Source organism: Achromobacter sp. JD-1, assembly GCF_038594925.1.
GTDB lineage: Bacteria > Pseudomonadota > Gammaproteobacteria > Burkholderiales > Burkholderiaceae_B > Achromobacter > Achromobacter spanius_C.
Genome location: NZ_JBCGCS010000004.1, coordinates 1 through 21,035 on the forward strand (window position 1 = coordinate 1; position 21,035 = coordinate 21,035).

Here is a 21,035-nt window from a genome sequence, read left to right on the forward strand (position 1 = left end):
AAGGCCTGAGCCCGGTGCAATACCGAGCTCAGGCCTTCGGGCTTTAGTTGACCGTCCAACTTCTGGGGGTCAGTTCATTTGCCCGGGTTTTTTCATGGCCGTCGGGCAGACGAAAAATCGGCCGATGAAGGCCGGGCTCTCTGCTATTCTTGCGCGGATTCCCCTTACGCCCAACCGATGCCGCCATGTCCGCCCGTATCCTGAGCTTGCATATCTACCCGATCAAATCCTGCGCCGGCATCGACCTGGCGGAGTCGCCCATCGACCGGGCCGGCCTGGCGCATGACCGCCGCTGGATGCTGATCGGCGCCGACGGTCAGTTCATGACGCAACGTCAGTGGCCGGCGATGGCCCTGATTCGCACGGCGCTGACCTCCAGCGCGCTGCGTGTCAGCGCGCCCGGCATGTCCGATCTGGACGTGCCTTTGGATGGGTCGGGTTTGGAACCCGGCGCCCAAACCGTGGCGGTCTGGAGCGACACCATTTCTGCCCAGCAAGAAAGTGCCGAGGTCGGGAAATGGTTTTCCGAATTCCTAAAAACGCCGTGCCGGCTCCTCAAGGTGGACCGCGCCGCCGCGCGCAACGCCAAGCCCGACTGGGTCTCGCGCTGGGTAGACGCGCATCCCGACCTGGCCGACGCTTTCGTGGGCGAACACCATTTCGGCTTTGCGGACGGCTTCCCGTTGTTGATCGCCAATCAGGCGTCGCTGGATGACCTGAACGCGCGTCTGCAAGCCAAGGGCGTGGCGCCGGTGCCCATGGACCGTTTCCGCCCCAACATCGTTGTGGAGGGCGAATGGGAACCGTTCGAGGAAGACCATACGGCCATGATCACGGCGGCTGGCGTCAGGATGGCTTTCGTCAAACCATGCACCCGCTGCTCGATTCCGGATATTGACCAGCGCACCGCGCAGCAACACGACGAGCCCGGGCGTACGTTGGCGGGCTATCGCAATCTTGAAATCGGGGTAGTGTTTGGCCAGAACGCCATTCTGGATGCGCCGGCTGGCGGGCGCCTGAAGGTGGGCGACGCGGTCGAGATCGAGCTGGATTTCTGACCGGTCGCCGGGCTGGGGGTGGGTCTGAAGCCGGTTACGCCGAAGACAGTTTCAGGCCGATCAAGCCCAGCACGATCAACGCCACGCTGACGATGCGCATCCAGCTTGTGGATTCGCCGAACAGCACGATGCCGGCCACAAAGGCGCCCACGGTGCCGATGCCTACCCAGACGGCGTAGGCGGTGCCCAGCGGCAGGGTTTTCATGGCCACGGCCAGCAGCCACACGCTGATGGCCATGCCGCCCGCCGTAATCAGGGACGGCCACAGGCGAGTAAAGCCATGGGTGTATTTCAGGCCCACGGCCCAGACGATTTCAAACAGGCCCGCGAGCACCAGGATGATCCAGGTCATTGACGACTCCTCTTGTTGCGTTGCCGGCGTTGCACCGGCAATAAGGGGTCGTCCCCGGATAAAAAAACACCGGTCGTTTGACCGCGCGCAGCAACGGGCCGTCCCGCTGCGGCAAAAATTATAGAATACCGGCTTCCAACGGCAAAACCGGATGCCGGGTATCACCTTAGCTACACGTCGCGGACCGGACCGCGAACCAGGACATTTTCATCATGCAACGCATCATGCTGCGGGCAAAGCTACACCGCGTCACGGTCACCGAAGCCGACCTTCATTACGAAGGCTCTTGCGGCATCGACGAAGACCTGCTGGACGCTGCCGGCATGCGCGAGTTCGAACGCATCGAACTCTACAACGTCACCAATGGTGAACGTTTCGACACCTACATCATCAAGGCGGCCCGCGGCAGCGGCGCCATCTCATTGAACGGCGCCGCGGCGCGCCGGGCGCAGGTGGGTGATCTGTTGATCATCTGCACCTACGGCCCGATGTCCGAAGAAGATTCCGCTACCCACAAGCCGCAAGTGGTGTTGGTGGACGACGCGAATCGCGTCAAGGAAATACGCAAGTTCCCGGCCTGACGCCGGCCCGAGCGCAGCGTCATCCTGGCCCAGCCGGCTGGCGTTCCCGTCAACTCTGAACCGTTTCATCATGAGCTTCCAGGTCATCATCCAACCCAGCAAGCATCAATTCCCGGTCGAGCCCGGCCAGACCGTGCTAGACGGCGCCTTGGCGGCGGGCATCGTGCTGCCTTATAGCTGTCGCAACGGCGCGTGCTCCACCTGCAAGGGCAAAGTGGTGTCCGGGGAGTTCGACGCGGGGCAATATCCGGCCCAGATCCTGTCGCCGGAAGAACTGGCCGACGGCTACACGCTGTTTTGCCAGGCGCGTCCGGAATCGGACATGGTGGTTGAGTCCACCGAAGTCCGCCTGGCCAGCGACATCCAGATCCGCAAGCTGCCATCGCGCGTGCAGACGCTGGAGCGCGTGGCTCCGGACGTTACGGTGATCAAGCTGCAACTGCCGGCTTCCGAACAGTTCCGTTATTACGCGGGGCAGTACATCGAGGTCATTCTCAAGGATGGCCGCCGCCGCAGCTATTCCATGGCCGGCGCGCCGCATACCGGCAGCCCGCTGGAACTGCATATCCGGCACATGCCGGGTGGCTTGTTCACCGACCACGTGTTCGGCGCCGGCGAAACGCAGATGAAAGAACGCGAGATCCTGCGGCTGGAAGGGCCGTTCGGCTCTTTCTTCCTGCGCGAAGACAGCGACAAGCCTATCGTGTTGCTGGCCAGCGGCACGGGTTTCGCGCCGGTGAAGGCCATCGTCGAACACATGATCCACAAGAACATCAGCCGTCCGGTCACGCTGTATTGGGGCGGCCGTCGCCCGCAAGACCTGTACATGGACGCGCTGGCGCAGTCCTGGTCCGGCTTGTTGCCGAACTTCAGCTATGTGCCGGTCGTGTCCAACGCCGTGCCGGAAGACGGCTGGACCGGTCGCACCGGCTTTGTCCACGAAGCCGTCATGCACGACATCGCTGACTTGTCCGGCCATCAGGTCTATGCCTGCGGCACGCCGTTGATGGTGGATGCCGCCCGCCGCGAATTCAGCGTGCAGAATGGCCTGCCGCCGGAAGAGTTCTACGCGGATGCGTTCACGTCCGAGGCCGACCTGGCGAAAGCCGCGTCGTAACCAGACGGCACGAGCCACGGGGGGGCGAATTCACAGGCTGAAAAGCTTGGTGACTTCCGCCCCTTTTTTATACGTAGGCGTAGGCAAATCGGCAGGGTAAACTGCCTTGGCAGCGGCTTGCCAAGGGGGCGGACATCGGGTCCGTGGCCGATTTGGCACGCAAGGAGCAATGCGGGCATGAAAGTAGCGGTATTGGGTAGCGGCATCATCGGAATCTCCAGCGCCTGGTGGCTGACTCAGGCCGGCCACGACGTCGTGGTCATTGATCGCTGCACCGGTCCCGCCCAGGAAACCAGCCTGGCCAACGGCGCGCAGATTTCGGTGTCCTATGCCGAACCCTGGGCCAATCCCCAAGCCCCGTTCAAACTGCTCAAATGGATGTTCCAGGACAATGCGCCGCTGCTGTTCCGGCCGCAGCTTGACTGGCGCCAATGGATGTGGGGGCTTTCCTTCCTGCGCGAATGCCTGCCGAGCCGCCTGGCGCCGAACATCCGCGCCATGGTCCGCATGGCCGAATACAGCCGGGCCACCCTGCGCAGCATGCGCGCAGAAATGGGTATCGAATACGACCACCTTGAGCGCGGCATCCTGAATTTCTATCGCGATCCCCACGAATTCGAAACCTCGCAACGGGCCGCTGGCCTGATGCGTGATTTCGGCGTTGAACGCCGCGTGGTCACGGCTGACGAAGTCATTGCCATCGAGCCGGCGCTGGCCCCGCACAGGAAAACCATCGTCGGCGGCGACTACACGCCCGAAGACGAAAGCGGCGACGTCCATTTGTTCACGGTCGCGCTGGCCGAGCGTTGCGCCCAGGCGGGCGTTGAATTCCGCTACAGTACGCGGGTCACCCGCTTGCTGACCCAGGGCGGCGCGGTGCAAGGCATTGAAATCATTGAACCTGATGGCCGCTATGGCGCTGTCTCCGCCGACGCCTACGTCGTGGCGATGGGCAGTTTCAGCCCCAATCTGCTGCGGCCCTTGGGCATCCCCTGCAACGTCTACCCGGCCAAGGGCTATTCGGCGACGTTTCCGGTCATCAAGCCGGAAGCCGCGCCCATGGTCAGCCTGACGGACAGCAGCCACAAAATCGTGTTCTCGCGCTTGGGCGACCGCCTGCGCATGGCAGGTACCGCAGAGCTGTCGGGATATTCCCGCGGCTTGAATACCGGCCGCTGCGAGGCCCTGACCCATCTGGCGCAAGAACTCTTTCCTGACGCGCTCGATTTCGATCGCGTCAGCTATTGGTCGGGCCTGCGCCCGTCCACACCTTCAAATGTGCCCATCATCGGCCGGACCCGCATCCCCAATTTGTATATCAATACGGGGCACGGTACGCTCGGCTGGACGATGGGTGTTGGCTCAGGCCGGGCTTTGGCCGATCTGCTCAGCGGACGGCGGCCAGAACCGGAATTCCCTTTTCTTGGTCTGTGAACCTATGAAGAATCTGCAATTGGCGGGCGTTGCCCGCGCGATGTTCGCCAGCCGGCGTGCATGGGTATTCGGCGCCGCCATGGCGCTGGCGGGCGTGGCGCATGCCGCTCCCGTTGAAATCCAGGTCTGGCACGCCCTGTCGGACGCCAACAAGGCCGAGTTCGAAAAGCTGGCCAAGCAATACAACAAAGAGCAGGACCAAGTCAGCGTCAAGCTTCGTGGTTTCAAATCGCAAGATGCCTTGAATCTCGAAGCCGTATCGGCCGTCAAGGCCAAGAAGGCGCCGAATCTGCTGCAACTGACCGACAACCATTCACCGGAAGTCGTGGCGCAGCACAAGGCCATTCTGCCGATGTACGAACTGCTGGCCAAATACCCCATCAAGGACTTGAATTGGTTCGTGCCGGGCACCAGCAGCTTCACGCGCGACAGCAAGGGCCGCCTGCTGGCATTCCCCTGGATGGCCGAAGTGCCGGTGATGTTCTACAACACCGCTTCCTACAAAAAGGCCGGGCTGGACCCGAACAAGCCCGCCCGCACCTGGAGCGAGCTGCAAGCCGAACTGCTGAAGCTGCGCGACGTGGCCGACATCGACTGCCCCTACGCGTCGAGCGACCAGGTCACCGTGCACCTGGAGAACCTGGCCCCCATCAACGGCCAGCAGTTCACCAGCAACAACAATGGCCTGGACGCCATTACGAAGAAAAGCGCCGCGCCCGCGATGCAGTTCGACACGCTTTACATGCGCCATATTTCGTTGATGGTCAGCTGGAAGCGTTCGCTGCTGTTCATGGCGCACACTGGCGACGCTTCGGCCGACAAACTCTTCGCCAAGGGCGAGTGCGCCGTGCTGACTGCGAATTCCGGTGCGTTCGGCACGTTCGTGAACACCAAGTCGCTGTCGTTCGGCGTGGCGCCGCTGCCTTACTACGACCAGGCCACCAAGTCCGCCGGCCAGCCGTTTGTCAGCGGTTCGGCGCTGTGGGCGCTTGAAGGCCACCCGCAAGCCCAGGAAAAGGCCACCGCCCAGTTCCTCGCGTGGTTGTCCAAGCCGGTCGTCGCCGCTGAATGGCATCAACGCACGGGCTTCCTGCCGCTGACCGAAGCCGCGTTCCGCGCGTCCGACGTGTCGTTCTACAAGAGCATCCCGGGCGCACAGTCCGTGATCGCCTCGATGAGCAACCGTCCGGCCAGCAACAGCCGCGGCTTCCGCATGGCGAACTACACGCGCATCGAGCCAGTGTTGAATCAACAACTGAACGACGCTTTCGAAGGCAAGGTTCCGCCCGTGGCGGCCTTGAACAATGCCGCCTCGCAAGCACGCAGCATCGCCGCGCAGCGCTGATCTACCGCAGTGAATGGCAGCGGATACGCTGCCGGCCGCGCCCCTCGAAACCCGCTCCGGAAGGATCGGGTTTTTTTTCGTCCGTGCCCAGGCTCGTCGAGGGGGATCAATTCATCCATGCGTACATGCCAGTCTGGCGGCACGCTCGGCCGTCGTCCACCATGCCGTTCATGCGTACCGCTTCCGGTGCGCCTTTTGCTTGCGGTGAGGCATGGTTCGAATCTTCTTCCTGGCGGCAGGCCTGTCCTGCCTGGGGGCTTGCACTAGCTGGCCCGCCAATGGTGGCGCGGGTTCCGCTTGGCAAACCAGCGGGTCCGCCACACGCGGCTTCCGTTTTGATTGGCGCTTGTCGGGCGAACCGGCGGTGGCGCCCATGCAGGTCTTCGACGATGGCAAAGAGGTCTGGCTGCAATTCGCGCCGGGCCAGGCCTTGCCCGCGATATTCGGCCTGCGTGAAGGGCTTGAGCATCCGCTGCCGTATACCCGGCGCGAGCCTTACGCGGTGGTCGCGGGCTCATGGAGCGCACTGCGGTTTCGTGGGGGCAGGTTATCGGCCCGCGCTGAACGTGATGTTGACGCGTCCGTCATTCCCCCTGCATCTACATCTACATCTGCATCTGAGTCTGCATTTGCATCAGCCTCCGCGCTGCCCGATGCCACGCCTTCGGTGGCCATCCCGCCGTCGGGCGTAGGCGAATTGGCTACCCGTGGGCCCTTGGGCAGCGCCGGTGGCGCCCCGGCAAGAGCGGCAGCCGCCGAGTTTGATACGGCCGTTGACGGGGTTCCGACGCATACCGCGCCTGCCATGGCCGCTTCCGTGCCGCCGCTTTCCAGAGATGCCAGCGCACCGGCCCGCTTCTATCGCGCCGCGCCTCCCGACACCACCTTGCGCGCCGTGTTGGCGCGCTGGGCCGGCGATTCCGGTTGGACGTTTCATCCGCAGCACTGGGCCGTGGACGTTGATATCCCCCTGTCCGCCTCGGCTGAATTTTCCGGGGACTTCAAATCCGCCGTCCGTGAATTGCTTAGTGCAACTGAACTTGGCGATAAGCCCTTGCAGCCGTGTTTCTACGGGAACCAGGTGCTACGCGTGGTGCCCCTGGCCCAATCGTGTTCTCGCGCGGTCGTCATGCAAGGAGGTGGGGCATGAGCATTTTTCGCATGATCTGCGTTGTCGCAACCGGGGCGCTGGCGGGCTGTGTGGCGTCTCAACAAGCTGCGGATCTGAACCGCGCGGCGAAGGATCGTCTTGCCGTCGTCTCGGGCCGTCATCAAGCGTTTGCCGATGCGCTGTCCGACCGTCAGGCGCGCATTGCCGCGCAGGACGTGGCCGCGCCCTGGGTGGCCGGCGCGCCGCAGCCTTTGGCTCGCGAAGTGTCGTTGCCGTCCGCCTTGCGCGAAAACGTGCCGACCACGCTGATGCTCGCCGACGAAACCGACCTGTTTGCGCTCGCACAGCGCTTGGGCGCCGCCACCGGCATTCCAGTGCGCGTGCAACCGGAAGCCTTGCTTTCCATTGAACAGTTTCTGCCGCGCCTGGCCGTCACCGGAGGTCTGTCCCTGCCCGCACCCAACCGTATGGAGGTCCAAGACGGCCCTCTGCCGCTTGCCGACTTGCTCGACGCGCTTGCCGCGCGCTTCTCGGTGCATTGGCGGTACGTGCGCAACGCGCTGGAATTCTATCGAACCGAAACCCGGGTGTTCGATGTGCGTGCGCTGTCGCTTGCCAGCGCGGTCAATGTGAGGTTGGGCCGATCGGGCAGCGAAGACGGCGAGGGCTTTGAAAGCACTTCCAGCACCACCTTGTCGGCCAAGGAGCACAACGCCCTGGCGGTCCTGCGCGCAAGCATCGTGCCGTTCCTGACCCGTTCGGGCTTGGTCGCCGACGCCGTGGACGGGGCATCTTCAATTGTTGTCACCGATACGCCCGAAGCGCTGGAGCGCGTGGCGCACTTCCTGGAGCGCGAGAACAAGGCCATGACTCGCCGCGTGCGTCTCGTCTTCGAGGAAATCACCGTCATCGTCAAACAATCAGCATCGGGCGGCCTGGACTGGAATGCGCTTTACGCCGCGGCGGGTTCGTCGGCGCGCTATGTCGTACCTGCCGCGGCCGCCTTGGGCGCGGGCACGCTGGAAGCCTCGGTAGGCAGGGGCCCGCTGCAAGGGTCGCAAGCCATTGTTTCCGCGCTCAGCACCATGGGCGCGATCGTTCGGCACAGCAAGGTCCCTGTGCTGACGCTGAACCGGCGGCCGGTCACCCACGCGGTCCGCACCACGTTCTCGTACATCGATCGTGTGCAAAGCACCGCCGTGCCTGGCACGACGTCGGGCGGCGCCAACGGATCGCTGCCCGCCGTGTCCATTACCCAGAAAGAAGAGACCGTGGGCTCGTTCCTGACGCTTGTGCCGGACATCCAGCAAGACGGCCAGATCTTGCTGTCTGTCGCTTACGACAACGCGGTCGCGCAACCCTTGAAAACCATCACCTTCGGCGAGCGCGGCAATCAAGTCCAGGTGCAGCAGATCACGATTGATGGCAATGGCACGGTGCAGCAGATTGAACTGCGTCCAGGGCAGCCCGTCATCCTGTCCGGCTTCGACCGCAGCACTGATCAACACAACCGTCAGCGTCTGGCGCCCGGCATGCCCCTGCTCGCGGGAGGGCAGGACAGCGCGGCGCAAGAGCGCGAGACCACATTGATGCTGGTGACGGCCCAGGTTGAAGAAGGGTTTTGAGGCGCCATGAAACGAGCTCCGGTTCCCTTCCTGTTTGAATGTCCCGGCGCCAGCCACCAATTGGCGTTCGGCCTGCGGTGGTTGGCGCTGATCGGTTCCGACGTCCCAGCGTTGGCGCGCGCCCGCGGTCGCCGGCTTCGGGCCACGCATTTCATCGTGGGTGGATCACCCGCCACCATGGCGGGCTTTGGCCGCTTGCGTTCAACGTGGCGCAAGGGGCGGGGCAAAGGGGCGCGGCATCAGGGCAGTGCGCATATCCAGGCGGCGGCGCAACTTTATGCATTGTTGTATCCGTTGGGTGGGCATTGCCTGATCCACCTTCCTGGCGGTCGCTATTGGTTGGCCGCGGCACAAGATGGTGTGGTGCTGTCGCAGGCGGACCGCATATTCAATTCGCTGGATGATGCGGTGCAGGCCCAGGCGCGGCTACGTGAGCAGCGCCCAAACCTGGCTGAACACGATGCTGATGCGATATGGGCGGCATTATTGCGTGCCGTGAATCCCGGCGCTCGCATGGTGCGCCTGGCGTCACGCTGGGCGGGGGTGCCGTTTGCCCTGCGTCTGTTCCTGGTGTGCGTGGCGGTGTCGGCCCTTGCGCCACCGCTATGGCGCGCTGTGTCGTCCTACGCGCTTTCTGAGCAACGGGCCTCGCGGGCCGAAAAGAGCGTGCCGGCGGGTCAGCAAAACCCTTATCAGTCGATGCTCGGCACCATGGCTGCACACGAGCCTCTTGAAGTTTCGCGGCTGCTGCGCAGTGTGGGCGAACTCCCTGTTCAGGTGGAGGGCTGGGCGCTGCGCCGGGCGCAATGTGATGCCCAAGCCAATGGGTGGCACTGCGCGGCGGTCTACGTGCGCGCACATCCCCAAGCCACGAACCGTCGGTTGCATGCCCGCCTTCCGGCAGGGTGGCGGGTGTCCTTCAAGCCATTGGACGAAGCCACCTTGACCTGGCGCGTCGAGTCACCGCCTGTCCCCTTGACCCGCTTGATGTTGCCCAGTGCATTGCATGTCGACACCGAGCTTGTCGCCCTATTGCAGCGCTTGCGGCCCGCCTTTTCGTCCATGACCTTGGCGCCCGCCATCGCCTTGTCAACCCCCGCGTCTGCCAATGCGGACACCACTCATGGTGCGCTGACGGGTCCACTGCCCGTCTTGAGGCGGCGCGCATTGCGCCTGCAAGGCCCTTTGCGATCGCTCGCGCTGTTGCCCGCATCCATCGCGCCGGCGCGTTGGTCGCGCCTGGTGGTTGATGTGCAGTCCCAACACCGGCCCACCTTGGCTGCCAGCACGCTGGTCGCCGAGCTTCAAGGAGATTTGTATGAACAGGATTAGGCGCGCCGTTGTCCGTGGCCCGCGCACTGCGGTCTGCCTGGCCGTGACCTTGTCCGTGTGCGCGGTGACGCACGCGCGGGCTTCACCACCTGTTGAAGACGCACAGGCGTGGCCAGAAGTGGAAACGGTGCGCACCTTGCTGCGGGCCGACGCCGCCGCCGCGCTGGCGGATTGCAATGTGCCGGGGATATGTCGGCCCGGCGCGGAACCTGCGGACCCGGAAGAGCGCGCGTCACCGCAGCAGGACGACATCCGCGTGGCGGCCATTTTTGGGTCTACACGGCGGCTCAACGTTGACGTCCTCGTCAATGGCGCGTTGCTGCGCTATCGGGCGGGCCATGGCGCGCCCGTGGCAGGCGCGGTGTCGGCTGGCGCGTACCGATTGCTTGCCGTGGAGGGCGCTTGCGTGCATCTGCGTCGCGACAAACTCCACCGTACCGCGTGCCTTGATGCGGGCAGGGCCTACCCATGACCCCGCCGACCACGGCGCCGGTGCCGCCTGCCTTGCACACCGCCGACGATATTGCCGGTTTGAATCCGCCTTTTGCGCGGGCGCTGGCACGTGAATTCGACCTGGCCTCCTTGGCGGGCAGGCTCTGTCCGGTCATGCTGGACAACGGCGATGCGGTCATTTTTGCCGTCAAGGAATATGTACAGGGCGACGCTGTCGACGAACTGCAGCGCATGGTGATTGCGGCGGGATACCGCTTGGCTGATCCCGCGCGCTATGCGCTGCCCGCGCCCTTGTTGCTGATGATCGCACGCGGGCAATTGACGGCGGCTGGACTGGACCGGCGTGGCGCCGCCGCGCAGGCCGAACGTAGTTCCGGCTTGGCGGCCTTGTTTCTGGATATCGTCCGCTGGGGTGTCCAGCAAGGCGCCAGCGACGTGCATATAAATGTGAATCGACGGCAAGAGGTCTGCGACATCCGCTACACGATCAATGGCGATTACGTCGGCACGCAGCGGTTTGCGGGGCTGTCCAACGAGACCTTGCTGGAGGTGCTTGCGGTGGCATGGATGGACGTGCGCGGCGGCAACGGCGCCGTATTTGATCCCACGATCGAACAGCAAGGCCGCATCGCCTTTACCGTCGATGGCGTTCCTGTGGTTCTGCGGTGGGCGTCGTTGGCAACCGACGCCGGGCCGGCGGTCTGCCTGCGCATCCTGCGTCTGGACGCCACCGCCGACGGCAACCTGCAAGCGTTGGGATATACGTCCCAGCAATTCTCAACTCTGTTGCGCGCCCGCGACCGCGATGGAGGCGCCATTGTGCTGGCCGGGGTGGTGGGGTCAGGCAAATCCACCACCATCGCCAGCCTGATGCGCGGCATTGATCCGACGCGCAAGGTCATCACGCTGGAAGATCCGGTGGAATACATCATTGCCAATGCGTTGCAGAATACCTTGGGCAGCGCGCTGGCTGAATCCGCCTGGCCCGCGTTCGATGCCAAGCTCAAGACGATCAAGCGATCCGCAATGAACGATCTGCTGATCGGCGAAATCCGCGATGTCAACACCGGTCGCGCATTCATGGACCTTGCCAGTTCGGGCGTCAGCCTGTACGCCACCACGCACGCGGGGGCGGCGGCCATGATTCCCGAACGTCTTGCCTCCGACGCCATCGGCGTGTCTCGGGACTTTCTGGCAACGCCTGGCATTCTCAAGCTGCTGGTCTATCAAACCCTGTTGCCGCGCTTATGCACCAGCTGCGCCTTGCCGATAGACAGCCTGTGGCGGGGGCGCGAAGCGGCGACCTTGTCCGAAGGCGCACCAGATTGGCGGGCATGGACAGAAGGCATCCTGAACGCGTATCAGCTGGATGGCTCGGCGCTACGGGTCAGAAATGCGGCGGGGTGCCCGCAATGCCGGCGTGCGCAGCTACCTGAATTGAACGGTACGGCAGGCCGTTGCGTGGCCGCCGAAATGATCGAACCCGAACGCACGGAGGGCTTTCTGGACCGTGTGCGCGCACGCGATAACCACGGCTTGAGCCAAGCGGCGAAGCAGTCTGGATCGGACGGCGGGGCCTGGCGTGAATCGGCCCAACAGGGCTCGCGGGCGCTGCACCACGCATTGCACAAGGTCAGCATTGGTGATGTGGACCCGCGTGCGCTGTTGCGCCGCTTCGATCTACCGTTGACGCCAAGTGAGGTCCAGGCGCCTGACGCGCGTCAGGGTATCGCCAGGGGGCGCTCATGAGCAAGCCGATGCCACCGACACGCTTGGGGGCGAGAACGGCGTTTGAGGCCATTTCGACACGGCTCGACGCCTTGCGCTTTCGTCCGCTGCGTGCAGACTATTTCGGGTATCTGGCTGACCTTATTGAAGGGACGCAAGGACGAAAGAGCCTGCGCGACATCTTCGAGGACGACGCGCGACGCTACGGGCCAGGAACGGTTCGGGGCCGCCTGTCGCGCCATTGGGCGGCCGCGTACCAGGAAGAGGGCGGGGACCTGGGCGTGGCGTGGTGGGGCACGGTGCCGCCGGCTGAATGCCAACTGCTCAGTTGCGTGCAGGAGGAAGGCGGTGATCTTGCCGTCGCGCTGCGAGATTTGGCAGGCGCCGTCCGGCTGGCGGGGCAGGCGTGGCTGGCGGTCATGTCCGCCGCAGCGGCGGGCCTGGTGGCGGCAGCGGTTGCGTTCGCCTTGCTTTGCGCCATCCCGTACTTCAGTGCGCCCCGGTTGCGGGCGGTCTTCCAAATGGTGCCGCCCGAAGACTATGGGCGCCTGACGCGCAATCTCTTCCGACTGGCCCAGGCCCTGGATCAATGGTTATTGCTCTGGCTTGTGCTTAGCCTGGGCGTTGCCGTTCTAAGCCTGTGGTCGCTACCGAACCTCACGGGGGGCTTGCGCTCCGTGCTGGATCGTTGGCTTCTGTGGCGCTTGTATCGCGATTTTCAGGCGATCCGCTTCTTGTGCCTGTTGTCGGTGCTGGTCAGGCAACGAGGCGCGGCGGACACCCGGCTTCGTCGCGCGCTGTCTGTGCAGGCCCGGGGGGCGCCGCCTTGGATGCATGCCCATCTGCAGGCCATGTTGGAGCACGTCGATGCGGGCGAAAGCGGCCCGGAAATATTCGCCACCGGCCTGCTGGATCAAGAAACGTGGTGGTACATGGCCGACATGATGGACGCGCTGGGGCTGGAAGCCGGCTTGGCGCGCGTGCGCCAGCGTGTCGAACTGCGTCTGCTCGCGCGCGTGCGCCAACACGCGTCCGCGTTGCGCTGGTCGCTTCTGATCGTGTCGCTGGCGACGGTCTTGGGCATCACCCTTTGGCACTACGGCGTCATCGACGAATTGCGTCACGCCCTGACCAATTTCTATGCAAGTCAGTAGTACTTCATGCGCGCGCTTTCGGGTTCCGCCCGTACGCGATTGCGCTATCAACCCACGGAGGCAGTGATGCAGCATGTAAGGAATATTCAACCGGGCGCCAGACGCCAGCAGGGATTCTCCTTGATGGAGGTGTCTATCGTGACCGCCATCGTCTTGTTGATTGCGATCGTCGGTATTCCGGCAATCGGTTCATATGTCATTGAAAACAAGGTGCCGAAGGTCGGCGAGGAGATCCAGCGGTTCATTGCCAGCATGAAGATCAATGCCCAGGGAGGTGGCGTCACCCCCTATTTGGGGCTGGACACAGGCGCAATGGCGAATGCGTTGCGAGATTCAAGCGTGCTGGCTGTTCAGGGCAGTGGCGCATCGGCGCGGGTCGTGCACGGCCTGGGGGGCAGCGGCACGGGGCGCAACGGCGTCGTGGAAGTGGCCGCGGCCGCAGCAGGTGGAGGAGGGCTTGGATCCGCGTTCGTTGTCACCTTGACGAACGTCAGCCACGCCGCCTGTCCGGCGTTGGCCTCCGTGTTGCAGCGGGTCTCGGACGTCATTTCCATCGGCGGCGGTGCCGGTGAGACGGTCGTGAAGGATGCGCTGGCGACGCCCGGGATCCCGTACCGCGCCGCGTCGGCGCAGGTGCAATGTAGCCAGGGCGAGGTCAACACTTTCGCGTTCACGGCAAGATGACGCCGGCCATCGTTGTTGGAAAAATGGCACCGCGCGGGCCCGCGCGTCCGCGCCAACGCGGCTTTTCGTTGATGGGGCTGGCGTTGACGCTGGCGCTGACATCCATGATTGCCATCTGGGCGTCAAGCCGGCTGGTCCAGCGTATTGAGGACGCGGCGGCCCGTTCAACGGGGGTTTGGCTGACGCAGGTCAGGCAGGCGGCGGCGGGCGTGCTTGGGCAACACTTCGCCGCACTGGCCAAGGGAGAGCCCCCGCAGGGCGAAGCCGGCGTGTCACTGTTTGTGGATCCCTATGCACCCACGGTTGCCGAATTGCGCGCATCGGCCCACCTGCCGGCCGATTTTCCGGAGCGCGCGGCGATGGGGTTCACGGCGCAGATCAACATCGCCAAGAGCGAAGCCTGCCCGGGCGAGCGATGCCGGATCGACGCGTTGGTCTATAGCGTCAAACCTGTGCTGAAGGCCGGGACGCATGCCCCCGACTTGATCGGCATTGCCGCCGTCATTGACGCAGCCCAGGGGTATGGCGGAGCTGTGTGGCCGGAAGCGCCGGGCCGCGTTCGAGGCGCCGCCTTCAGCTTTCCGAATCCCTTGGCGGCGGGCGCTTCCACGCTTGCGCCGGGCACCGTGGCGCTTTGGGCTGGTGCCGGGGCGCAGGCCGAGACCGATCGCCCGCCAGCCATGCCGGACCTGAGCGCCTACGTCAAGATCGGCGACGTGCGCGATCCCAGGTTGGGTGGCGCACTGACGGTCGCTTCGTCCATCAGCGCGGGCGCTTACCTTGCCGTGGGCGCGCGAGCCGTGGCGCGCCAGCCTTGCTCTGTGGCGACCGGCACGATCGCGTCTTCGCACGATGGCGAGTTGCTGACCTGCCAATTTGGCCTCTGGCAACGCGCCAGTAGTGGTTTTGGCGGCGCCTATAGCTCCAACTATCCCCATGGGTGCAGGCATTACTCCGGCATTTCCACCGCAAACCCTGTGACTGGTCAGTGTTCTTGCCCCCCCGGCTTTGCGGCCGTGATTGTCTCCGCGGGCGGAAAATGGACCGAAACCGAGGGGTGGACCACGGGGTACGTCTGCGTCAGGTAAGGCGTCATCAGGCACCTTTTCCGCGCTTTCGCGCTAAGCCTCTATAATCAAAGATTCGCCTAAATCTGCGTCATCCACGATGAAATCCTCCGAGATTCGCCGCCAGTTTCTGCAATTCTTCAAGTCGAAGGGACACACCATTGTTCCGTCGTCCTCGCTCGTTCCCGGCAACGACCCGACCCTGCTTTTCACCAATTCGGGCATGGTCCAGTTCAAGGACGTGTTCACGGGCAAGGAATCGCGGTCGTACACGCGCGCCACGTCATCGCAGCGCAGCGTGCGCGCGGGTGGCAAGCACAACGACCTGGAGAACGTGGGCTATACCGCCCGCCACCATACGTTCTTCGAAATGCTGGGCAACTTCAGCTTTGGCGACTACTTCAAGCGTGACGCCATCCAGTACGCCTGGGAACTGCTGACGCAGGTCTACAAGCTGCCGGCCGAGAAGCTCTGGGTCACCGTGTACCAGGAAGACGACGAAGCCTACGACATCTGGGCCAAGGAAGTGGGCGTGCCCACCGAGCGCATCATCCGTATCGGCGACAACAAAGGCGCGCGCTACGCTTCCGACAACTTCTGGCAAATGGCCGACACCGGCCCCTGCGGGCCGTGCTCGGAAATCTTCTTCGATCACGGCCCCGAGATCTGGGGCGGCCCACCGGGATCGCCCGAAGAAGATGGCGACCGCTTCATCGAGATCTGGAACCTGGTCTTCATGCAGTTCGAGCGCGACGCCGAAGGCAACATGCCGCGTCTGCCGCGCCCCTGTGTCGATACCGGCATGGGGCTGGAACGCATCGCCGCGGTCTTGCAGGGCGTGCATTCCAATTACGAAATCGATCTGTTCCAGAAGCTGATCCATGCCGCCGCCCGTGAAACTGGCGTCAAGGACCTGGAAAACAATTCGCTCAAGGTCATTGCGGACCACATCCGCGCCTGCTCCTTCCTGATTGTCGACGGCGTCATTCCCAGCAACGAAGGCCGGGGCTACGTGCTGCGCCGCATCGTGCGCCGCGCCTTGCGCCATGGCTACAAGCTGGGCCAGACCAAGCCGTTCTTCCATCGCCTGGTGCCGGATCTGGTTGCCGAAATGGGCGAGGCCTACCCGGAACTGGCATCCATGGCCGACCGTGTTGCTCAGGTGCTCAAGCAGGAAGAAGAGCGTTTCGGTGAAACGCTTGAACACGGCATGCGCATCCTGGACACGGCCTTGGCCAATGTGCCCAAGGGCGGCGTGCTGGACGGCACGACGCTGTTCACGCTGTATGACACCTACGGTTTCCCCGTGGACCTCACCGCCGACATCTGCCGCGAACGCGAAGTGGAAGTCGATATGGCGGGCTTCGAGGTGTCGATGGAGCGGCAGCGCGATCAAGCCCGCGCCGCCGGCAAGTTCAAGATGGCCGAAGGCTTGAGCTACGAAGGCGCCGATACGCGCTTCGAAGGCTACGAAAAGCTGGAGCTCGACAACGTCAAGGTCACGGCCTTGTACGTGGACGGCACGCAGGTTCAGGAAGTGAAAGCCGGCCAGAACGCCGTCGTCGTGCTGGACGCCACCCCGTTCTACGCAGAGTCGGGCGGTCAGGTCGGCGACACCGGTCTGCTGGAAGCGGATGGCGTGCGATTCGCCGTCGCCGACACCCTCAAGATCCAGGGCGGTGTTTTTGGTCACCATGGCGTGCTGGAATCGGGCTCGCTGTCGGTCGGCACCACGCTGCTGGCGCGTGTGGATGCGGTGCGCCGCGCGCGTACGGTTCGCAACCACTCGGCCACCCACCTGATGCACAAGGCATTGCGCCAAGTCTTGGGCGCGCATGTGCAGCAGCGCGGTTCGCTGGTCGATGCCGACAAGACCCGCTTTGACTTCGCTCAGGATTCACCGCTGACCGCCGAGCAGATTGCGCGCGTCGAGGCGATCGTCAACGCTGAAGTGCTGGCCAATCAGCCCACCGTGGCCCAGGTCATGGCTTACGACGACGCCGTCAAGGGCGGCGCCATGGCGCTGTTTGGCGAAAAATACGGCGACACGGTGCGGGTGCTGGACATCGGCTTTTCGCGCGAACTCTGCGGCGGTACGCACGTCAGCCGCACGGGTGACATTGGCCTGTTCAAGATCGTGTCCGAAGGCGGCGTTGCCGCGGGCGTGCGCCGTATTGAAGCCATCACCGGCGACAACGCGCTGACCTGGGTGCAGAACCAGAATGCTTTGCTGACCCAGATCGCCGGCATGTTGCGCAGCACGCCGGCCGATGTGCCGGCGCGTATCGCGCAGGCGCAAGACCAGATCAAGGCGCTTGAAAAAGAGCTGGAGCAATCCCGCAACAAGCTGGCCGCCAGCGCCGGCAACGACCTGGCCACCAGCGCCGCGGTGGACGTCAAGGGCATCAAGGTCCTGGCCGCCAGCATTGGCGACGTGGATCCCAAGGCGCTGCGCGGTATGGTCGACAACCTGAAAGACCGCCTGAAACCGGCCGTCGTGTTGCTGGCCACCGGTTCGGCGGACGGCAAGATCAGCGTGGTGGGCGGCGTTACCGCCGACCTGACCGATCGCATCAAGGCGGGTGATCTGGTGGGTTTTGTCGCCAGCCAGGTGGGCGGCAAGGGCGGTGGCCGCCCCGACATGGCCATGGGCGGCGGTACGGACCTGGCTGCCTTGCCGGCAGCCATCGCGGGCGTGCAGAAGTGGGTTGACGAGCGTCTCTGATGAGCGAGGTGCAAACCGGGGGCGATGCCGGCACACAGGCGCCGGCCTTCCAACAGGAAGTCGATGCCAGTGGCCTGACGTGCCCGCTGCCGATCTTGCGCGCCAAGAAGGCCCTGGCGCAGATGGCAAGCGGCGAGGTGTTGCGCGTCGTCACCACCGACCGCAACGCCATTCGCGACTTTCAAGCCTTTGCCCGCCAGACCGGCAATGCACTCGTCGCGCAGGAAGAGGCTGAAGGCCGCGGCGTGCATTATCTGCGCCGACGCTGATGTCTTTTGCCGGGTAGCGCCCGCCGTCAGTGGGCGCGTTATCCGGTACGCATCCGCAAAAGGCCCGCTTATATCAAGCGGGCCTTTTTTTGCCCAAGCGGCGGGCTTACTTGTGAATGGCGGCGACCACTGCCTGGGTGATCGTGAAATCCACCAGATCCCCTTCCTTGAGCTGTTGCAAGCGTGCTTGCAAGGCAGGGTCCTTGACCTGGATCGTGCGCATACCGCCCTGCGGCCCCTTCAAGGTGACCAGGTTGGCGCTCTTGTTGATGTGCCAGATTTCGGCGGTGATGGTGGTTTGGCGGCCCATTGCGCCGCCCGGCTTGGCGCCCGGGGCGCTGCGCGTCGCCGCCGTTTCGGTCTTGACCTCTGGGGCGCCCGAGCCCGCGGGGCGTACATCCACGCCGACGGATTCGTAGTAATCCAAGGTCAGCATGTCGCCGGGCTTGATCTGCTGGAAATTGCGGACGTCGGGGCCAGCGACGACCTCGACCGTATTGCCGTTGGCGCCTTGCAAGGTGATGGCGCGCGTGGTCGGGTCCACGGCGGTGACCTTGCCTGTGGCGGTGGTCATTGCCGCGCCGACGATGCGGGCGGAGGCCGCAGTGGGCAGCGCCAGCGCGCCCAGTAACAGGCCCGTCAAGGCCAGGCGTGCAACGGGTTTGAAGACGGATGTCGGGTTCTTCATGGTGTGGCGCCCTCCAAGAGAGGAAGTGTTGGGGAAAAAACACGAACGAACAGGCGTAGCGATGCCGGGGGGATGAAATCCGTCGTCAGGGTGAAGGCTGAAAAACAGGGGGGATGCCGTGCCGAAGAGGCACAGCGAAAGGGCGACAAGCGTGGGGTCTGGCGTAGGACGACATAAATCCGATCTCTCCAACCGGGCTATTTCTTCAAACGCACTAAAGACGAATCGCAGGAAAATGCGGGTGAAAGCGTCGGCAGGCGGCTACACTTTGGCCTGCGGCGGGCTTCGGCCCGTTTTGTAGAATACCCGCATGCGGTGTTTTACGATACAAATTGCGCCGCCCCGAACTGATTCAGCACCTGCATTTGCCAGCCGGCTTGTTTAAGTGCTAGAATTTCCCGTTTTTCACAACTAATTCAAGGGATTACCTATGGTGGTGATTCGCCTGGCCCGCGGTGGGTCCAAGAAGCGTCCGTTTTACAACCTGGTGGCCACCGATTCGCGTAACCGTCGCGACGGCCGCTTCATCGAGCGCGTGGGTTTCTACAACCCCGTCGCTAGCGAAGGCACGGAAAACCTGCGCATTGCGCTGGATCGTGTGCAGTACTGGACTGGCAATGGCGCCCAACTGTCGCCCGCCGTCGAACGTCTGGTCAAGGACTACTCGGCCAAGGTTTCCGCCGCGGCTTAATTGCCTGCGTCGTAGCCAAGCCGTTAGTTCAGCTGTAAAAAGCTACCATTCTTAGCTGTTTCATAACTATCAAGAGCGCGATACATGTCTGATGCCGCAACCTCTAACGCGGCGCCTACGGATTTGATCGAGCTGGGCCGCATCACTGCAGCCTACGGTGTGAAAGGCTGGGTTAAGGTGCAGCCTCATTCGGCCAATGCCGAAGTGCTGCTCTCAGCATCTCAATGGTGGTTGACTCGCCCTGTGCCTGAATTGGCGCGGGGCGCTGTCGCGTCTGCGCCTGTCGCAATCAAGGTGTTGCAAGCTCGCTCCCAAGGCGCCACGGTGGTGGCTCAATTGGCGGGTATTGCCGACCGCGATCAGGCTGAAGCCTTGCGGGGCTACTCCGTACAGGCCCCGCGCGGTTCTTTTCCCGCGCCGGAAGAAGACGAATACTACTGGGTCGACCTCATCGGCTGCGCGCTGTATACCAGCGCCAACGGTGATCCCGCGCTGATTGGCGTGGTGGACGAAGTCCTTGATAACGGCGCTCATGCCGTCTTGAAGGTCTTGTGCCAGAAAGTTGGAGCCGAAGGGCCCGAACCCATTCTGAACGCCAAGGGCCGACCCGCCGAAATGCTTGTTCCGTTCGTACGCGCGCACATCCACGCCGTCGATCTGGCTGCCCGCCGCATTGACAGCGACTGGCCGGCGGATCTTTGATGCGATTCGACGTCATTACGCTCTTTCCCGAAATGTTCGGGGTGGTGCGCGATCTGGGTGTCACCGGCCGGGCTCATACCCAGGGCCGGTGGTCTCTGCATGCGTGGAATCCCCGCGATTTCACGCAGGACGTCCATCGCACGGTAGACGATCGCCCTTATGGCGGTGGTCCGGGAATGGTGATGATGGCCGCACCGCTCGAGGCGGCCGTCAATGCCGCCCAGCAAGCGCGTGCCGCGCAAGGCCTGGGGCCTGCCCCCGTGGCATTGCTGGCGCCGGTGGGTCAGCGTTATGACCAGGCTGGCGCTGAATCCCTGGCAGCGGGCGACGGAATCATTCTGATCTGTGGCCGCTACGAAGGCGTGGACCAACGGTTCATTGAACGTTGCGTCACGCATGAAATTTCGCTGGGCGACTTTGTGTTGTCCGGCGGGGAAATCGCCGCGCTTGCGGTGATAGACGCCGCGGTGCGCCTCCTGCCCGGCGTGCTGAACGACGGCGACTCAGCCTTGCAGGACTCGTTCAACGACACCTTGTCCGGTTTGCTGGACAGCCCACACTACACGCGCCCCGAAGTCTATGAAGGCGAGTCCGTGCCTGCGCTGCTCTTGAGCGGCCACCATGCCAATATCGCCCGCTGGCGGCGTGAACGTTCGCTGGCCCTGACGGCGGCGCGCCGCCCCGAGCTGATTGAATCCGCTCGGGTCAAGGGGTGGCTGAACAAGGCGGATGAGCGCTATCTGGCTGAATTGGCCGGCACTTACGACCCCGCTTCCGACGCGCCCAAGCGCCGTCGCAAGCCTGCGTCAAAATCCCCCGCGCAATCCCCCGCGCAATCCCCCAAGACGCCCGACGCGTCCTGATCCTTTCCGTTCTTCAAACTTTTCATGACCGCTAGGGATGTTCCTAGGTTGTGAGT

At 63.8% G+C, this 21,035-nt stretch carries 20 protein-coding genes; 18 read left to right on the forward strand and 2 right to left on the reverse strand.

The annotated features are described in order from the left end of the window. Positions 1-185: 185 nt before the first annotated feature. Entirely contained in the window at positions 186-1,058 is an 873-nt protein-coding gene (locus WBR68_RS07585; protein ID WP_230693802.1) for an MOSC domain-containing protein, read from the forward strand. 34 nt (positions 1,059-1,092) lie between these two features. Here the strand turns inward: WBR68_RS07585 and sugE are convergent, their stop codons facing one another. After that, positions 1,093-1,410 carry a quaternary ammonium compound efflux SMR transporter SugE gene (gene sugE / locus WBR68_RS07590; protein WP_046803706.1) on the reverse strand — a complete coding sequence of 106 codons (318 nt, stop codon included), beginning with the start codon at positions 1,408-1,410 and terminating at the stop codon, positions 1,093-1,095. Between the two features lie 212 nt (positions 1,411-1,622). Between sugE and panD the strand changes: the two genes are divergently transcribed. The 14 genes from panD (at position 1,623) to WBR68_RS07660 (ending at position 18,035) form a co-directional block, all read left to right on the forward strand. Continuing rightward, positions 1,623-1,991, forward strand: a complete 369-nt coding sequence (gene panD / locus WBR68_RS07595) for an aspartate 1-decarboxylase (protein WP_050446262.1) — start codon at positions 1,623-1,625, stop codon at positions 1,989-1,991. Positions 1,992-2,061: 70 nt separating this feature from the next. Then, on the forward strand, positions 2,062-3,108 hold the full coding sequence (locus WBR68_RS07600; protein ID WP_050446263.1) for a CDP-6-deoxy-delta-3,4-glucoseen reductase: 1,047 nt from the start codon (positions 2,062-2,064) through the stop codon (positions 3,106-3,108). Positions 3,109-3,285: 177 nt separating this feature from the next. Continuing rightward, positions 3,286-4,542: a D-amino acid dehydrogenase gene (locus WBR68_RS07605; protein ID WP_050446264.1), complete on the forward strand. Its 1,257-nt coding sequence runs from the start codon at positions 3,286-3,288 to the stop codon at positions 4,540-4,542. A gap of 4 nt (positions 4,543-4,546) precedes the next feature. Continuing rightward, a complete protein-coding gene (locus WBR68_RS07610) occupies positions 4,547-5,887 on the forward strand; it encodes an extracellular solute-binding protein (protein ID WP_050446265.1) in 1,341 nt (446 codons plus the stop codon). Positions 5,888-6,098: 211 nt separating this feature from the next. Then, complete coding sequence (locus WBR68_RS07615; protein ID WP_230693803.1) at positions 6,099-7,037, forward strand: TcpQ domain-containing protein; 939 nt, start codon at positions 6,099-6,101, stop codon at positions 7,035-7,037. Then, positions 7,034-8,623: a type II secretion system protein GspD gene (locus tag WBR68_RS07620; RefSeq protein ID WP_050446267.1), complete on the forward strand. Its 1,590-nt coding sequence runs from the start codon at positions 7,034-7,036 to the stop codon at positions 8,621-8,623. Before WBR68_RS07615 ends, WBR68_RS07620 begins: the two co-directional genes overlap by 4 nt. A gap of 6 nt (positions 8,624-8,629) precedes the next feature. Beyond that, positions 8,630-9,955 carry a hypothetical protein gene (locus WBR68_RS07625; protein ID WP_230693804.1) on the forward strand — a complete coding sequence of 442 codons (1,326 nt, stop codon included), beginning with the start codon at positions 8,630-8,632 and terminating at the stop codon, positions 9,953-9,955. Next, the gene (locus WBR68_RS07630) at positions 9,942-10,427 is read left to right on the forward strand and encodes a hypothetical protein (RefSeq protein ID WP_198158146.1); all 486 of its coding nucleotides are present in this window, start codon (positions 9,942-9,944) and stop codon (positions 10,425-10,427) included. Before WBR68_RS07625 ends, WBR68_RS07630 begins: the two co-directional genes overlap by 14 nt. Continuing rightward, the gene (locus WBR68_RS07635) at positions 10,424-12,157 is read left to right on the forward strand and encodes an ATPase, T2SS/T4P/T4SS family (RefSeq protein ID WP_230693805.1); all 1,734 of its coding nucleotides are present in this window, start codon (positions 10,424-10,426) and stop codon (positions 12,155-12,157) included. The genes WBR68_RS07630 and WBR68_RS07635 overlap by 4 nt, the downstream gene beginning before the upstream one ends. Beyond that, entirely contained in the window at positions 12,154-13,290 is a 1,137-nt protein-coding gene (locus WBR68_RS07640; RefSeq protein ID WP_230693806.1) for a general secretion pathway protein, read from the forward strand. The genes WBR68_RS07635 and WBR68_RS07640 overlap by 4 nt, the downstream gene beginning before the upstream one ends. A 66-nt stretch (positions 13,291-13,356) precedes the next feature. Continuing rightward, positions 13,357-13,974, forward strand: coding sequence for a type 4 pilus major pilin (locus WBR68_RS07645; protein WP_050446270.1), 618 nt, complete (start codon positions 13,357-13,359; stop codon positions 13,972-13,974). A gap of 23 nt (positions 13,975-13,997) precedes the next feature. Further along, positions 13,998-15,062, forward strand: a complete 1,065-nt coding sequence (locus WBR68_RS07650) for a type II secretion system protein (protein ID WP_230693807.1) — start codon at positions 13,998-14,000, stop codon at positions 15,060-15,062. A 79-nt stretch (positions 15,063-15,141) separates the two neighbouring features. Continuing rightward, the gene (alaS, locus tag WBR68_RS07655) at positions 15,142-17,766 is read left to right on the forward strand and encodes an alanine--tRNA ligase (RefSeq protein WP_050446272.1); all 2,625 of its coding nucleotides are present in this window, start codon (positions 15,142-15,144) and stop codon (positions 17,764-17,766) included. After that, complete coding sequence (locus WBR68_RS07660; RefSeq protein ID WP_050446273.1) at positions 17,766-18,035, forward strand: sulfurtransferase TusA family protein; 270 nt, start codon at positions 17,766-17,768, stop codon at positions 18,033-18,035. The genes alaS and WBR68_RS07660 overlap by 1 nt, the downstream gene beginning before the upstream one ends. A 106-nt stretch (positions 18,036-18,141) precedes the next feature. On the opposite strand, the gene WBR68_RS07665 is transcribed toward WBR68_RS07660, so the two are convergent. Continuing rightward, positions 18,142-18,723, reverse strand: a complete 582-nt coding sequence (locus tag WBR68_RS07665; protein WP_050446274.1) for a hypothetical protein — start codon at positions 18,721-18,723, stop codon at positions 18,142-18,144. Positions 18,724-19,153: 430 nt separating this feature from the next. Here WBR68_RS07665 and rpsP point away from each other — a divergent pair, with 430 nt between their 5' ends. From rpsP to trmD, 3 genes are all read left to right on the forward strand, one after another. Continuing rightward, positions 19,154-19,414: a 30S ribosomal protein S16 gene (rpsP, locus tag WBR68_RS07670; RefSeq protein ID WP_006218566.1), complete on the forward strand. Its 261-nt coding sequence runs from the start codon at positions 19,154-19,156 to the stop codon at positions 19,412-19,414. Between the two features lie 84 nt (positions 19,415-19,498). Next, positions 19,499-20,116, forward strand: a complete 618-nt coding sequence (rimM, locus tag WBR68_RS07675) for a ribosome maturation factor RimM (protein WP_050446275.1) — start codon at positions 19,499-19,501, stop codon at positions 20,114-20,116. Further along, entirely contained in the window at positions 20,116-20,979 is an 864-nt protein-coding gene (gene trmD, locus WBR68_RS07680) for a tRNA (guanosine(37)-N1)-methyltransferase TrmD (protein ID WP_230693808.1), read from the forward strand. Before rimM ends, trmD begins: the two co-directional genes overlap by 1 nt. Positions 20,980-21,035 lie beyond the last annotated feature (56 nt).

What these genes read in the sequence shown, in the direction of transcription:
- WBR68_RS07585 (WP_230693802.1), top strand. Translation starts at nt 186, where the DNA reads ATGTCCGCCCGTATCCTGAGCTTGCATATCTACCCGATCAAATCCTGC.
- sugE (WP_046803706.1), bottom strand. Translation starts at nt 1,410, where the DNA reads ATGACCTGGATCATCCTGGTGCTCGCGGGCCTGTTTGAAATCGTCTGG.
- panD (WP_050446262.1), top strand. Translation starts at nt 1,623, where the DNA reads ATGCAACGCATCATGCTGCGGGCAAAGCTACACCGCGTCACGGTCACC.
- WBR68_RS07600 (WP_050446263.1), top strand. Translation starts at nt 2,062, where the DNA reads ATGAGCTTCCAGGTCATCATCCAACCCAGCAAGCATCAATTCCCGGTC.
- WBR68_RS07605 (WP_050446264.1), top strand. Translation starts at nt 3,286, where the DNA reads ATGAAAGTAGCGGTATTGGGTAGCGGCATCATCGGAATCTCCAGCGCC.
- WBR68_RS07610 (WP_050446265.1), top strand. Translation starts at nt 4,547, where the DNA reads ATGAAGAATCTGCAATTGGCGGGCGTTGCCCGCGCGATGTTCGCCAGC.
- WBR68_RS07615 (WP_230693803.1), top strand. Translation starts at nt 6,099, where the DNA reads ATGGTTCGAATCTTCTTCCTGGCGGCAGGCCTGTCCTGCCTGGGGGCT.
- WBR68_RS07620 (WP_050446267.1), top strand. Translation starts at nt 7,034, where the DNA reads ATGAGCATTTTTCGCATGATCTGCGTTGTCGCAACCGGGGCGCTGGCG.
- WBR68_RS07625 (WP_230693804.1), top strand. Translation starts at nt 8,630, where the DNA reads ATGAAACGAGCTCCGGTTCCCTTCCTGTTTGAATGTCCCGGCGCCAGC.
- WBR68_RS07630 (WP_198158146.1), top strand. Translation starts at nt 9,942, where the DNA reads ATGAACAGGATTAGGCGCGCCGTTGTCCGTGGCCCGCGCACTGCGGTC.
- WBR68_RS07635 (WP_230693805.1), top strand. Translation starts at nt 10,424, where the DNA reads ATGACCCCGCCGACCACGGCGCCGGTGCCGCCTGCCTTGCACACCGCC.
- WBR68_RS07640 (WP_230693806.1), top strand. Translation starts at nt 12,154, where the DNA reads ATGAGCAAGCCGATGCCACCGACACGCTTGGGGGCGAGAACGGCGTTT.
- WBR68_RS07645 (WP_050446270.1), top strand. Translation starts at nt 13,357, where the DNA reads ATGCAGCATGTAAGGAATATTCAACCGGGCGCCAGACGCCAGCAGGGA.
- WBR68_RS07650 (WP_230693807.1), top strand. Translation starts at nt 13,998, where the DNA reads ATGGCACCGCGCGGGCCCGCGCGTCCGCGCCAACGCGGCTTTTCGTTG.
- alaS (WP_050446272.1), top strand. Translation starts at nt 15,142, where the DNA reads ATGAAATCCTCCGAGATTCGCCGCCAGTTTCTGCAATTCTTCAAGTCG.
- WBR68_RS07660 (WP_050446273.1), top strand. Translation starts at nt 17,766, where the DNA reads ATGAGCGAGGTGCAAACCGGGGGCGATGCCGGCACACAGGCGCCGGCC.
- WBR68_RS07665 (WP_050446274.1), bottom strand. Translation starts at nt 18,723, where the DNA reads ATGAAGAACCCGACATCCGTCTTCAAACCCGTTGCACGCCTGGCCTTG.
- rpsP (WP_006218566.1), top strand. Translation starts at nt 19,154, where the DNA reads ATGGTGGTGATTCGCCTGGCCCGCGGTGGGTCCAAGAAGCGTCCGTTT.
- rimM (WP_050446275.1), top strand. Translation starts at nt 19,499, where the DNA reads ATGTCTGATGCCGCAACCTCTAACGCGGCGCCTACGGATTTGATCGAG.
- trmD (WP_230693808.1), top strand. Translation starts at nt 20,116, where the DNA reads ATGCGATTCGACGTCATTACGCTCTTTCCCGAAATGTTCGGGGTGGTG.